The sequence below is a fragment of the Pseudomonas inefficax genome, assembly GCF_032164165.1.
In the GTDB taxonomy this organism is placed as follows: Bacteria; Pseudomonadota; Gammaproteobacteria; order Pseudomonadales; family Pseudomonadaceae; genus Aquipseudomonas; species Aquipseudomonas inefficax.
In genome coordinates this window covers 4,294,109-4,306,946 of record NZ_CP134401.1, presented here as the reverse complement: position 1 = coordinate 4,306,946, position 12,838 = coordinate 4,294,109, and the positions used below count along the sequence as shown (strand labels likewise).

9 protein-coding genes are annotated in these 12,838 nt (G+C 67.4%); all 9 read left to right on the top strand.

The annotated features are described in order from the left end of the window. Positions 1–184 precede the first annotated feature (184 nt). The 9 genes from RIN61_RS19480 to RIN61_RS19440 all read left to right on the top strand — a co-directional run bounded on the left by RIN61_RS19480 (position 185) and on the right by RIN61_RS19440 (position 12,827). Positions 185–1,144 carry an AAA family ATPase gene (locus RIN61_RS19480; RefSeq protein ID WP_112252082.1) on the top strand — a complete coding sequence of 320 codons (960 nt, stop codon included), beginning with the start codon at positions 185–187 and terminating at the stop codon, positions 1,142–1,144. A 4-nt stretch (positions 1,145–1,148) separates the two neighbouring features. Then, a complete protein-coding gene (locus RIN61_RS19475; protein ID WP_025338269.1) occupies positions 1,149–2,093 on the top strand; it encodes a DUF58 domain-containing protein in 945 nt (314 codons plus the stop codon). Between the two features lie 13 nt (positions 2,094–2,106). Next, on the top strand, positions 2,107–2,601 hold the full coding sequence (locus tag RIN61_RS19470) for a DUF4381 domain-containing protein (RefSeq protein WP_085625249.1): 495 nt from the start codon (positions 2,107–2,109) through the stop codon (positions 2,599–2,601). Then, positions 2,594–3,670: a vWA domain-containing protein gene (locus tag RIN61_RS19465; protein WP_112252081.1), complete on the top strand. Its 1,077-nt coding sequence runs from the start codon at positions 2,594–2,596 to the stop codon at positions 3,668–3,670. The genes RIN61_RS19470 and RIN61_RS19465 overlap by 8 nt, the downstream gene beginning before the upstream one ends. Continuing rightward, entirely contained in the window at positions 3,667–5,385 is a 1,719-nt protein-coding gene (locus tag RIN61_RS19460; protein WP_252378820.1) for a vWA domain-containing protein, read from the top strand. Before RIN61_RS19465 ends, RIN61_RS19460 begins: the two co-directional genes overlap by 4 nt. Next, positions 5,382–7,016 carry a BatD family protein gene (locus RIN61_RS19455; protein WP_112252079.1) on the top strand — a complete coding sequence of 545 codons (1,635 nt, stop codon included), beginning with the start codon at positions 5,382–5,384 and terminating at the stop codon, positions 7,014–7,016. The genes RIN61_RS19460 and RIN61_RS19455 overlap by 4 nt, the downstream gene beginning before the upstream one ends. 341 nt (positions 7,017–7,357) lie before the next feature. Next, the gene (locus RIN61_RS19450) at positions 7,358–8,596 is read left to right on the top strand and encodes an exonuclease SbcCD subunit D C-terminal domain-containing protein (protein WP_112252078.1); all 1,239 of its coding nucleotides are present in this window, start codon (positions 7,358–7,360) and stop codon (positions 8,594–8,596) included. Further along, entirely contained in the window at positions 8,593–12,237 is a 3,645-nt protein-coding gene (locus RIN61_RS19445; RefSeq protein WP_112252077.1) for an SbcC/MukB-like Walker B domain-containing protein, read from the top strand. The genes RIN61_RS19450 and RIN61_RS19445 overlap by 4 nt, the downstream gene beginning before the upstream one ends. Continuing rightward, positions 12,234–12,827 (top strand): glutathione S-transferase, encoded by a 594-nt coding sequence (locus RIN61_RS19440; protein ID WP_313853470.1) that lies wholly within the window; start codon positions 12,234–12,236, stop codon positions 12,825–12,827. Before RIN61_RS19445 ends, RIN61_RS19440 begins: the two co-directional genes overlap by 4 nt. Positions 12,828–12,838 lie beyond the last annotated feature (11 nt).

Genomic DNA, 12,838 nt, shown 5'->3' with positions numbered 1-12,838 from the left:
CCGCTGCGGGCTATCAGCCAATGGCCAGCCACATGCAGGACAATTCCGGACCTGCATGGCCCCTGGCAAGGATAAATTTCCCTGCCGCCATTGGTCGCCACCCCCCCGGATGGATTAAAGTATCACCCCTTGCCAGGGCAGCTGCTTCCAGCCGCCTGCGGCCCCATACCAGGAACCGTCACCGATGGAACACCGTGAAGCGCTGATCGCGCTGCGCACCTTTCTTTCTTCCCAGATCCTCGGCCAGGAGAAACTGGTCGAGCGGCTGTTGATCGTGCTCCTGGCCGACGGCCACATGCTGGTCGAAGGCGCGCCGGGCCTGGCCAAGACCAAGGCCATCAAAGAGCTCGCCGAAGGCATCGAGGCGCAGTTCCATCGCATCCAGTTCACCCCCGACCTGCTCCCGGCCGACATCACCGGTACCGAAATCTACCGCCCGGAAACCGGCAGCTTCGTGTTCCAGCAGGGGCCGATCTTCCACAACCTGGTGCTGGCCGACGAAATCAACCGTGCCCCGGCCAAGGTACAGTCCGCCCTGCTCGAAGCCATGGCCGAACGCCAGGTCAGCGTGGGCCGCAGCACCTACGACCTGTCGCCGCTGTTCCTGGTGATGGCAACGCAGAACCCGATCGAGCAGGAAGGCACCTACCCGCTGCCCGAAGCCCAGCTCGACCGCTTCCTGATGCACGTGAAAATCGGCTTCCCCGACGCTGCGGTAGAGCGGCGCATCCTGCTGCAGGCCCGTGGTGAAGCCCTGGGCGGCGAGACCAAGCCCGAGCGCCGGGTCAGCCAGCAGGCGATCTTCGCTGCCCGCAAGGAAATCCTCGGCCTGTACATGGCCGACGCGGTGGAGGAATACCTGGTGCAGCTGGTGATGGCCACCCGCACCCCGGCCAAGTTCGATAGCGAACTGGCCGACTGGATCGCCTACGGCGCCAGCCCGCGTGGGTCCATTTCGCTGGACCGCTGCGCGCGTGCCCACGCCTGGCTGGCCGGGCGCGATTTCGTCAGCCCCGAAGACATCCAGGCGGTGCTGTTCGACGTGCTGCGTCACCGCATAATCCTCTCCTTCGAGGCCGAGGCGGCAGGGATCGACCAGGACCGCGTGGTCCAGCGCATCCTCGACGTCGTCGCCGTTGCCTGAGCCCATGCCCACCGCGTCGCTGGCCGAACCCGGCATCCGCATCGGCCTTGCCGAGCTGATCGACATGCGCCACCGCGTGCGCGAAATCCAGCTGTTTTCCCGGCCCGGCCAGCGCAGCCCGCTGGTGGGCCTGCATCACTCCAAATTGCGCGGGCGCGGTGTGGACTTCGACCAGGTGCGCGTGTACCAGGCCGGCGACGATGTACGCAACATCGACTGGCGAGTCACCGCGCGGACCCAGGAGCCGCACACCAAGCTGTTCCATGAAGAGCGCGAACGCCCCATCTTCATCCTCGTCGAGCAGAGCCAACGGCTGTTCTTCGGCTCGGGGCTGATGTTCAAGTCGGTGCTGGCCGCCCAGGCCGCAGCGCTGTTCGGCTGGGCCGCACTGGGCCATAACGACCGCATCGGCGGGTTGGTGTTCGGCGACAACGAGCACCACGAAATCAAGCCCCGGCGCAGCAAGCAGAGCCTGCTGCAACTGCTCAACCGCCTGGCCAAGGTCAACCAGGCGCTGCACACCGAGGCCAGCCCCGGTGCCGACAGCCTCGGCCTGGCCCTGCGCCGCGCCCGCGAAGTGCTGCGCCCCGGCAGCCTGGCCATCGTGATCTGCGATGAGCGCTCGCTCACCGCCCAGGTGGAGCAGCACCTGGCCATGCTCTCGCGCCATTGCGACCTGCTGCTGATGCCGGTGTCAGACCCGCTCGACCACGCCCTGCCCGCCGCCGGCCTGCTGCGCTTCGCCCAGCGTAGCGCACAGCTGGAGCTCGACACCCTGGACGCCAACCTGCGCCAGGCCTACCGCCAGCAGGCCGAAGCGCGTATCGAGCGCTGGGAACTGATGGCGCAAAAGCTGCGTGTGCTGTTGATGCCCCTGAGTACCCAAAGCGAAATGATCGAGCAACTGCGCGAATACCTGAATGCCCAGCGGCCGCGGAGCGCGTCATGAAGAGCAGCGGCCAATGAACCCGCTTGACCAACTGCAGCCGCTGATCGCCCCCGCGCCGATCGGCCTGTGGCCACCGGCACCTGGCTGGTGGCTGCTGCTGGCCGTGCTGCCGCTGCTGGCCTGGGGCCTGTGGCGGGTGCGCCGCTGGCGCCCGGGCAAACGCCGCATCGTGCGTGCCGAACAACCCTTGGACCCGGTACGCGTGGAAGCGCTGGCCGAACTGGCGCGCCTGCCGCGCCCCTATGACGGCGCCCCGGCCGGGGCATGGCTGCAACAGATCAACGCCCTGCTCAAGCGCCTGTGCCGCAGCCACTACCCGGGCGCCAACAGCCATACCCTCAACGGCCGCCAGTGGCTGGCGTTTCTCGACAACCGCTGCCCGGCCGCCGGCCTGACCCGCTGGATGGTACTGGTCGAAGGCGCCTACAAACCCGAGTGCAAGCTCGACGACAAGGCCATCGCCGGGCTCAGCCAGGCCGTCGAAACCTGGATTCGCAAGCATGTTTGAACTGGCCTGGCCGTGGGTGTTCGTCCTGTTGCCGCTGCCGTGGCTGGCGCGCCTGGTGCTACCGGCCGCCGACAGCGGCGAACCGGTGCTCAAGGTGGGCTTCCTCGACGAGCTGGAAAGCCTGGCCGGGCGCCGCGCGCGGCTCAACCTGCCGACCTGGCGCCAACAGGCGCCCTTTGTCGTCATCTGGCTGTTGCTGCTGTGCGCCGCCGCCCGCCCGCAATGGCTGGGCGAGCCGGTGCCGGTAGCTGCCAGCGGCCGCGACCTGCTGGTGGCGGTGGATGTGTCCGGGTCGATGGACTTCCCCGACATGCAATGGCAGAACGAAGAGATCAGCCGCCTCGACCTGGTCAAGGCGCTGCTCGGCGACTTCCTGCAGGACCGCGAGGGCGACCGCGTGGGCCTGATCCTGTTCGGCAGCCAGGCCTACCTGCAGGCCCCGCTCACCTTCGACCGGCGCACCGTGCGCACCTTCCTCGACGAGGCGCAGATCGGCATCGCCGGCAAGAACACCGCCATCGGCGACGCCATTGGCCTGGCGGTCAAGCGCCTGCGCCAACGCCCGGCACAAAGCCGGGTGCTGGTGCTGATCACCGACGGCGCCAATAACGGCGGGCAGATCCACCCGCTGACTGCCGCCCGCCTGGCCGCCCAGGAAGGCGTGCGTATCTATACCATCGGCATCGGCGCCAACCCCGAAGCCAGCGGCACCCCTGGCCTGCTCGGCCTGAACCCGAGCCTGGACCTGGACGAAGCGTCTCTCAAGGAAGTTGCCGACATCACCCACGGCAGCTACTTCCGCGCCCATGACGGCGCCGAACTGGACGCCATTGGCGACACCCTCGACCAACTCGAACCGGTGGCCCAGCAACCGACCCAGGCACGCACCGCCAAGGCGCTGTATGCCTGGCCCTTGGCCCTGGCCCTGCTGCTGAGCGTGCTACTGGTGCTGGCCGTGCAATGGCCCGACAACCTGCTGCACCGCCTGCTGCGCAAGCCGCGCTTCCTGCAACCGCACCCGGAATGGCGCCAGCGCCTGAAGCGCCTGCGCCTGAGGAGGCGGCGATGATCCAACTGTGGCCCGAATGGTTGCGCCCGCTGTGGCTGCTGGCCGTGCCCCTGCTCGGTTGGCTGCTGTACAAACTGTGGCACCGGCGCAAGCGCGCCGGGCGCTGGCAGATGATTCTGCCACCGGCGTTCCATGGCGTGCTGCTCGGCGGTGGCAGCGGCAGCACCAGCAAGCTGCCGTGGGTAGCGCTGGGCCTGGCCTGGACGCTGGTGATCCTGGCCTTGCTCGGGCCCAGCTGGCAGCGCGTCGAGGAAAGCCGCCAGCGCCCGGCCGACCCACTGGTGATCCTGCTGGAACTGACCCCGCAGATGCTCGCCGAAGACAGCCCGCCCAACCGCCTGGAGCAGGCACGGCGCAAAATCCTCGACCTGCTGGAGCACCGCCGCGACAGCCAGACCGCGCTGGTGGTCTACGCTGGCTCCGCGCACACCCTGGTGCCACTGTCCGATGACCTGGCCACCAGCCGCAACCTGCTCGAGGCGATCGACCCGTCGATCATGCCCAAACCCGGCCAGCGCGCCGACCTGGCCGTGCAAAAAGGCCTGGCCCTGCTGGCCCAGAGCGGCCTGGGCCAGGGCCGCCTGCTGCTGGTCGGCTCGTCGCTCAGCGCCCCGGAGCGCCAAGGCATCGCCCAGGCCCTCGGCCGCCAGGGCCCGAGCCTGCTGATGCTGGGCATCGGCAGCCGCGAAGGCGCACCGGTACGCCAGGCCAATGGCGAATACCTCAAGGACGACCAGGGCGGCATCCTGTTGCCACGCCTGGACAGCGCCAGCCTCAAGGGCTTCATCAGCGGCACCGGCGGGCGCTACCGGCATGCCCGCATCGACGACCTCGACCTGCGTGGCCTGGGCCTGTTCGACAACCCGCGCGCCGGGCGCAATGACGGCCAGACCCTGCAACTGGACAGCTGGGCCGACCAGGGTTACTGGCTGCTGCTGCCGCTGTTGCTGCTGGCCGCCTGTGCCGGCCGGCGCGGCTGGTTGTTCTGCCTGCCGCTGCTGCTGGCCCTGCCCCAACCCAGCCAGGCCTTCGAGTTCAACGACCTGTGGTTGCGCCCCGACCAGCAGGGCCAGCGCTTGCTGGAGCAAAACCGCCCGGCCAGCGCCGCGCGGCAGTTCCAGGATCCGCAATGGCGCGGCATGGCCCTGTACCAGGCGGGCGACTATGCCGGTGCCGCCGAAGCCTTTTCCCAAGGCGACACCGCCGCCGCCCACTACAATCGAGGCAATGCCCTGGCCCGCAGCGGTGAACTGGAAGCGGCCCTGGACGCTTACGAACAAGCCCTTGAACGCCAGCCCGACCTGCAAGTGGCGCTGGACAACCAGGCACTGGTGCAGCAACTGCTGCAACAGCGCGAAGCCAAGGCCGAGGAACAACCGGCCAGCAGCGATGCCCAAGGCACGCCCGGCAGCGAAACCGAAGGCAACAGCAGCTCGGCCAGCAGCCCGGCCCAGGGCACGCCCGGCAACGACGAACAAGCCAGCGCCGAACAGCCCGGCGAAGGCAGCAGCAACAGCCAGGTAGCGCCCGGCAACCAGGCGGGCGCGGATGACAGCGTCATCCAGCCGCCGCAGCGCCCGGTATCGACCAGCCTCGATGCCGAACAGCGCCAGGCCCTGGAACAATGGCTGCGGGAGATCCCCGACAACCCGGCGGAGCTGCTGCGGCGCAAATTCTGGTATGAACAGCAATTGCATCAGGAAACCCCACGATGAGTCGCTTCGGCGTCTTTCTCCTCAGTCTGCTGTGGGCCGTGCAGGCCCAGGCCGAACCGTTGCTGCGAGCCAGCGTCGACCGTACCCGCCTGGAAGCCGGCGAAAGCCTGGAGCTGACCCTGGAAAGCCAGGACGTCACCCAGTTCGGCAAGCCCGACCTGCGCGCGCTGGAGGGTGACTTCGAAGTGCGCGGCACGCGCCAGCTGAACAGCCTGCACAGCCTCGACGGCGAAACCCGCGCCAGCACCCGCTGGATCATCACCCTGCTGCCGCGGCGCAGCGGCAGCCTGCGCATCCCCGAACTGCAACTGGGCCAGTCGCACAGCCAGGCCATCGAACTGCAAGTGCTGCAGGCCGATGCCAGCCGCCAGGACAGTGCCTCGCAGGTGTTCATCGAAGCCACGCTCGACAGCAGCGAGGTCTACGTCCAGGCCCAGGCCGTGCTCACCCTGCGCATCTACCATTCGGTGGCACTGTACGACGACAGCAGCCTCAGCCCGCTTCAACTGGAGAAGGCCAAAGTCGAACCGCTGGGTGAATCGCGCACCTATGAAAAGGAAATCAACGGCGTCCGCCACGGCGTGATCGAAACCCGCTATGCCGTGTATGCCCAGCAAAGCGGCACCCTCGAAATCCCGCCACTGACCTTCACCGCCACCGCCGCCGCCAGCCCGGACCAAGCCCCACAAGCCAACGGCACGGCCCGGGCCGGCCACCAGGTGCAGGTCAGCTCGCTGCCATTGCGCCTGGCCGTACGGCCGATTCCGGCGGCCTGGCCTGCTGGCGTGCCATGGCTACCGGCCCGCAGCCTGACTCTGGAAGAGCACTGGAACCCCGACCCTGGCAACCAGCAGGTGCAGATTGGCGACTCGCTGACCCGCAACATCACCTTGCGTGCCGAAGGCTTGTCCAGCACCCAACTGCCGCCGCTGCCAGCCACCGAAATCACCGGCCTGCGCCGCTATCCCGACCAGCCGTTGCTGCGCAACGAAATCAGCGACCGCGGCATGACCGCCAACCGCGAAGAGCGCGAAGCCCTGGTGCCGACCCACAGCGGTACGCTGGCCCTGCCGGCGCTGGAAGTGGCCTGGTGGAACACCCGCGAAGACCACCTGGAGCACAGCAGCTTGCCGGCGCGCACGCTGAACGTGCAGGACAACCCGGCACTGAGCGCCGACACCCCGGTTGGTGACAACAGCAGTGCCAGCAGCTTGCTGTGGCCCTGGCAGCTGGCCACCCTGGTGTTCGCCCTCACCACGTTGCTGGGCTTTGCCCTGTGGTGGCGCGCCCGCTCGCAGCCAGCGGTGCTGCGCGCCGCGCAGGCCGGGCCGAGCCCGCGTACCTTGCTGGATGATCTCAAGCGCGCGTGCCAGGCCAACGACCCGCAGGCCACCCGCCAGGCGCTGGACGCCTGGGCCCGCCAGCAGCCGGAGACCCTGGCCGAGATGGCGGCGCGGTTCGTGCCGTTGTCGGATGCACTGGATGGGTTGAACGGGGCGCTGTATAGCGAGAGCGGGCAGTACTGGCAGGGTGAAGATTTGTGGCGGGCGATTGGTACGATTCCGCCGGCTGAGCAGGTGTTGTTGCCAGCCGGGGAGAACGGCAGCTTGCCGCCGCTCTATCCCAAGTGATGTGCTGCCTGTGCAGGCCTCTTCGCGGGTAAACCCGCTCCCACAATGACCGCGTACGCCGAGAACCTTGCGCAGTACCTGTGGGAGCGGGTTCACCCGCGAACACCGGCGCAGCCGGTGCCAGGCACCCCGGCATACCGGTGATATTACCTGGTATTGAGGGAAAGTCGACCGGCCTCAGCGCCGGCAAGCCAGCTCCCAAAGGTACTGCACAAAGCTCAAGGACAGTGCAGAACCTGTGGGAGCTGGCTTGCCGGCGATTGGGCCGCACAGCGGCCCCATGCTTGGGTTACCATACCGCCCTTTCTCCGCTTGCTCGACTCGACACCAACAGGTCATCCATGCGTCTGTTTCATACCTCCGACTGGCACCTGGGCCAAAGCCTGCACGGCCAGGAACGCGACTTCGAACACGCCTGCTTCCTCGACTGGCTGCTCGGCCAGCTGCGCCTGCGCCAGCCGGATGCGCTGCTGATCGCCGGCGATATCTTCGACACGGTCAACCCGCCGGTCAAAGCCCAGGAACGTCTCTACGACTTCATCGTCCAGGCCCACGAACAACAGCCGAAGCTGGACATTGTGATGATCGCCGGCAACCACGACTCCGGCTCGCGCATCGAGCTGCCCGCGGCGCTGATGCGGCGTCTGCGCACCCATGCCCTGGGCCGTGTGCACTGGCTGGACGAGGGCCAGCTGGATGCCGAGCGCCTGCTGATTCCGCTGACCAACGGCCGGGGCAAGGTCGCCGCCTGGTGCCTGGCCCTGCCCTTCCTGCGCCCGGCCGAGGTGACTGGCCCGCAATTGGGCGACGATTACCTGCAAGGCATCACCCAGGTGCACCAGCAGCTGATCGCCGCCGCGCAAAAGAAGCGCAAGAAGGACCAGGCGCTGATCGCCATCAGCCACGCGCACATGGCCGGTGGCGCAGTGTCGGAGGACTCCGAGCGCAGCCTGATCATCGGCAACGCCGAGGCGCTACCGGCCAAGCTGTTCGACAAGGCCATCAGCTACGTCGCCCTGGGCCATCTGCACAAGCCGCAGAAGGTCAACCGCGAAGAACGCATCCGCTACAGCGGCTCGCCGATCCCGCTGTCGTTCGCCGAAATCAACTACCCGCACCAGGTACTGGAAGTGGAGCTGGACGGCACCGGCCTGGTCAGCGTCGAACCGCGCCCGGTGCCGCGCGCCGTGGCCCTGCAGCGGGTCGGCCCGGCACCACTGGGCGAACTGCTGGAGCAGTTGGCCGACCTGCCAGTGATCGACCTGCTCGAAGACCCCAACCGCCAGCCCTGGCTGGAGGTGCGGGTGATACTGGACGAGCCGCAACCCGACCTGCGCCAGCAGATCGAAACCGCACTGCAAGGCAAGGCCGTGCGCTTGATCCGCATCAGCGCCGAATACGCCGGCCGCAACAACACCGAAGACGATGACCTGGCCTTTGTCGAACTGGCCCAGATGACCCCGCAAGACCTGTTCAGCCGCGCCTGGGAGCAGGCCTATGGCAACCCCGCCGACGAACAGGCGCTGGCCGACTTCGCCCTGCTGCTGCAGGACGTGCAGCAGGAAGAGGAACAGCCATGAAGATTCTTGCCATCCGCCTGAAGAACCTGGCCTCCCTGGCCGGCCCGGTCGACATCGATTTCACCGCCGAACCGCTGGCCAGCGCCGGCCTGTTCGCCATCACCGGGCCTACGGGGGCGGGCAAAAGTACCCTGCTCGACGCCCTGTGCCTGGCGTTGTTTGGCACCGTGCCACGGCTGAACGACATTGGCCGCGAGGCCAAGGTGCCGGATGCCGACGGTGAAATCCCTACCTCCGACCCACGCAATCTGCTGCGCCGCGGTACCGGCAGCGGCTTTGCCGAAGTCGATTTCGTCGGCATCGATGGCCGCCGCTACCGCGCCCGCTGGGAAGCCAACCGCGCCCGCGACAAGGCCAACGGCAAGCTGCAGCACAGCCGCCAGAGTTTCTACGACCTGGACAGCGAGCAGGTACTGGGCAGCGGCAAGAACGAATACAAGCAACTGGTCGAAGCCCGCCTGGGCCTGAACTTCGAACAGTTCACCCGCGCGGTGATGCTGGCCCAGAGCGAATTTGGCGCCTTCCTCAAGGCCGACGACAAAGAGCGCAGCGAGCTGCTGGAAAAGCTCACCAACACCGCCATCTACACCCGCCTGGGCCAGCGCGCCTTCAGCAAGGCGCGCGAAGCCGGCGAGGCCCACAATGCCCTGAAGGACCGTGCCAGCCATCTGCTGCCGATGGCCGCCGAAGCCCGCGCCGAGCTCGACCAGCGCCTGGAGCAGGCGCAACTGCAATTCAAGGCCGACCAGGCCGGCGAGCGCCAGCTGGAACAGCAACGCAACTGGCTGAACGAGCAGCGCCAGCTGCAGGCCCAGCACGCCGAGGCCGGCGTCGCACTGCAGGCTGCCGAACAAGACTGGCAGCAACTGGCTGACCAGCGCCTGGACCTCGTGCGCCTGGAGCGCCTGGCCCCGCAGCGCCACCAGTTCCACCGCCAGCAGACACTGGCCGCACAACTGGCGCCGGTGGCAGCGAAGATCAGCGAGCAACAGCAGCAGCAAGCCGAACTGCAAGTGCGCACCGGCGAGCTCGAACAGGCGCTGGACGCTGCGCGCCAGGCGCTTGCCGATAGCCAGGTGCAACACAGCGAGAACGCCCCTCGCCTGCGCCAGGCCTTTGCCGCCCAGGACAACCTGGCCCGCCTGGAGCAGGAGCTGGCAACACAGCGCAGCGCCAGTGAGCAGGCCGAGCTGCAGGTAGCCGAAGGCCAGCAGCACTTGCAGCAACTGGAAGACAACCAGCAGCGCAGCCTGCAGCAACTGGCGCAGATCGACGCCGCGCTCGCCGACAGCCAGCACCTTGCGGGCCTGGCCAATGCCTGGCACGCCTACCTGCCACAACTGAAGCAAGTGATGCTGATCGGTGGCCGCCTGGCCAAGGGCCGTGAGGAGCTGCCCGGCCTGCAGGCCCAGGCCAGCCAGGCCAATGCACACTTGCAGGCCGAGCGCGATGCATTCGAGCTGCTGTTCCGCGAAGCCAAGGCCGAACCCCAGGCCTTGGCAGAACAGATCGACCTGCTGGGTGGCATGTTGCAGGACAACCGCAAGCAGCAACGCGCCGTGGAAGAACTGTCACGCCTGCATGGCCGTGAACTGGAACTGCGCCAGCAGCTGGAGGCCGTGCGCGTGCGTCAGCAGCAGGCCATGCAGCAGCGCCAGCAGCTGATTGGCGAAGGCACCGCCGCCAAGGCCGAGCTGGAAGCCGCCGAGCAAGCGCTCAACCTCACCCGCCAGTTGCTGGAGCGCCAGCGCCTGGCACGTAACACCAGCGTCGAAGAATTGCGCGGCCAATTGCGCGACGGTGAGCCATGCCCGGTATGCGGCAGCGCCGAGCACCCGTTCCACCAGCCTGAAGCGCTGCTGCAAAGCCTGGGTCGCCATGACCAGGCCGAGGAAGACGCCGCGCAGAAGCAGGTCGAAACCCTCAACGGCAAGCTGGTGGAACTGCGCACCCAGCTGGGAGTGGTCAACGCCCAGCTCAAGGATTACCAGCAGCAACAACAGCAACTGGGCGAACAGTTGCAACCGCTGGTGGCCCAGGTGCAGGCGCACAGCTTGTGGCCAGCCTTGGCGCCGCAGGATGACAAGGCCCGCAGTGCCTGGCTCGACAGCCAGCTGCAGCGCCTGGAAGAAGAAATCAGCAAGGACGAGAAACGCCAGAGCGCCCTGCTCGCCCTGCAAAAGGATGCAGCCCGTCTCAACCAGCAACTGCAGGCCGCCCAACAGGCCCAGCAGCAGGCCCAGCGCCACCTGGAGCAACAGCACCAGGCCCTGGCCAGCGACGAGCAGCAGTTGCAGCAAGGCCTTGACGACCTGGCCGACGTGTTGCCCGAAGAGGCCCTCAAAGCCTTGAACGACGACCCGGCCAATGCCTTCCTCGCCCTGGACCAGCAGATCGCCCAACGCCTGCAGCAACTGGAACAGCGCAAGGACGAGCAGGAAGAACAGCAAGCCCGCCAGGCCCAGCTGGACAAGCTGCGCGACCAGCAGCAGGCGCGCGTGCAGACCCAACAGCAGCTGCAGCAGAAACTTGCCGCCCTCGACGAGCAGCGCCAGCAGGCCCAGGCTTCGCTCGGCGGACTGCTTGGCGAGCACGCCAGCGCCGAGGCCTGGCAACAGCACATGGACGCCGCGCTGGAGCAGGCCCGCGCCCTCGACGCCGACACTGCCCAGCGCCTGCAAGACCTGCGCACCCAGGGCGTGCAACTGGCCAGCGAACTCAAGGCCAACACCCAGCAGCAGCAAGCGCTGGCCGCCGAGTGTCAGCAGCTGCAGGGCCAGATCGCCCAGTGGCGCGGTGAGCACCCGGAACTGGACGACGCCGGCCTGGATCGCCTGCTGGCCATGGAGGACACGCAGGTCAACGAACTGCGCCAGCGTCTGCAAGGCGCCGAAAAGGCCATCGAACAAGGCCGCGTGCTGTTGCAGGAACGTGAACAACGCCTGCAGCAACATGCCGCGCAAATGACCGTGGACACCTCGGCCGATGCCTTGGAACAGGCCCTTGCCGAATTGCGCGAGCGCCTGGCCGGGCATGAGCAGCAATGCGCCGAACTGCGTGCACAGCAGGCCGATGACCAGCGTCGCCAACAGGCGCACCAGGCGCTGGCAGCGGAAATCGAACAGGCCCACCAGCAGTGGCAACGCTGGGCTCGCCTGAATGCCCTGATCGGTTCGGCCTCGGGTGATGTGTTCCGCAAGATCGCCCAGGGCTACAACCTCGACCTGCTGTTGCACCACGCCAACACCCAACTGCGCCAGCTGGCCCGCCGCTACCGCCTCAAGCGCGGCGGCAGCGCCCTCGGCCTGCTGGTGCTGGACACCGAGATGGGTGACGAACTGCGTTCGGTGCACTCGCTGTCTGGCGGGGAAACCTTCCTGGTGTCGCTGGCCCTGGCCTTGGGCCTGGCCTCGATGGCCTCCAGCACGCTGCGCATCGAATCGCTGTTCATCGACGAAGGCTTCGGCAGCCTCGACCCCGAGTCGCTGCAGCTGGCCATGGATGCCCTCGACGGCTTGCAGGCCCAGGGCCGCAAGGTCGCGGTGATTTCCCACGTGCAGGAAATGCACGAACGCATCCCGGTGCAGATCCAGGTGCGCCGCCAAGGCAATGGCCTGAGTGATGTGGAGGTGTGCGGGTGATCCTCTACTCGTTCCGCCGCTGCCCTTGGGCCATGCGCGCGCGCCTGGCCCTGCGCTATGCGGGGTGCGAGGTGGAGATTCGCGAGGTGGCGATGAAAAACAAGCCGGCAGAACTGCTGGCCTTGTCACCCAAGGGCACGGTGCCGGTACTGGATACCGGTGCCGGGGTGCTTGAAGAAAGCCTGGACATCATGCGCTGGGCGCTGGCGCAAAACGACCCGCAGGACTGGCAGCTAAAGGCCGCCCCTGTGGCAGCGCAGCATGCTGAAACACTGATTGCGCGCAACGACAGCACGTTCAAGGCGCAGGTCAACCTGTACAAGTATGCCGAACGCTACCCCGAGCATACCCGCGAGCATTACCGCCAGCAGGCCGAAGCGTGGCTGGCGGAGCTCGAAGGCCTGCTGGCAGGCAGGCCCTACTTGCTGGCCACACACCCGAGCATTGCCGATGCCGCGTTGCTGCCCCTGATGCGCCAGTTTGCCGGGGTCGAACCGCAGTGGTTCGCCGAGGCGGCTTATCCGCGGGTGCGGAGCTGGCTGGAGGGGTGGTTGGCTTCGGAGCTGTTCAGGGCAGTCATGGCCAGGTAGCTTCGCGCGAT

What these genes read in the sequence shown, in the direction of transcription:
- RIN61_RS19480 (WP_112252082.1), top strand. Translation starts at nt 185, where the DNA reads ATGGAACACCGTGAAGCGCTGATCGCGCTGCGCACCTTTCTTTCTTCC.
- RIN61_RS19475 (WP_025338269.1), top strand. Translation starts at nt 1,149, where the DNA reads ATGCCCACCGCGTCGCTGGCCGAACCCGGCATCCGCATCGGCCTTGCC.
- RIN61_RS19470 (WP_085625249.1), top strand. Translation starts at nt 2,107, where the DNA reads ATGAACCCGCTTGACCAACTGCAGCCGCTGATCGCCCCCGCGCCGATC.
- RIN61_RS19465 (WP_112252081.1), top strand. Translation starts at nt 2,594, where the DNA reads ATGTTTGAACTGGCCTGGCCGTGGGTGTTCGTCCTGTTGCCGCTGCCG.
- RIN61_RS19460 (WP_252378820.1), top strand. Translation starts at nt 3,667, where the DNA reads ATGATCCAACTGTGGCCCGAATGGTTGCGCCCGCTGTGGCTGCTGGCC.
- RIN61_RS19455 (WP_112252079.1), top strand. Translation starts at nt 5,382, where the DNA reads ATGAGTCGCTTCGGCGTCTTTCTCCTCAGTCTGCTGTGGGCCGTGCAG.
- RIN61_RS19450 (WP_112252078.1), top strand. Translation starts at nt 7,358, where the DNA reads ATGCGTCTGTTTCATACCTCCGACTGGCACCTGGGCCAAAGCCTGCAC.
- RIN61_RS19445 (WP_112252077.1), top strand. Translation starts at nt 8,593, where the DNA reads ATGAAGATTCTTGCCATCCGCCTGAAGAACCTGGCCTCCCTGGCCGGC.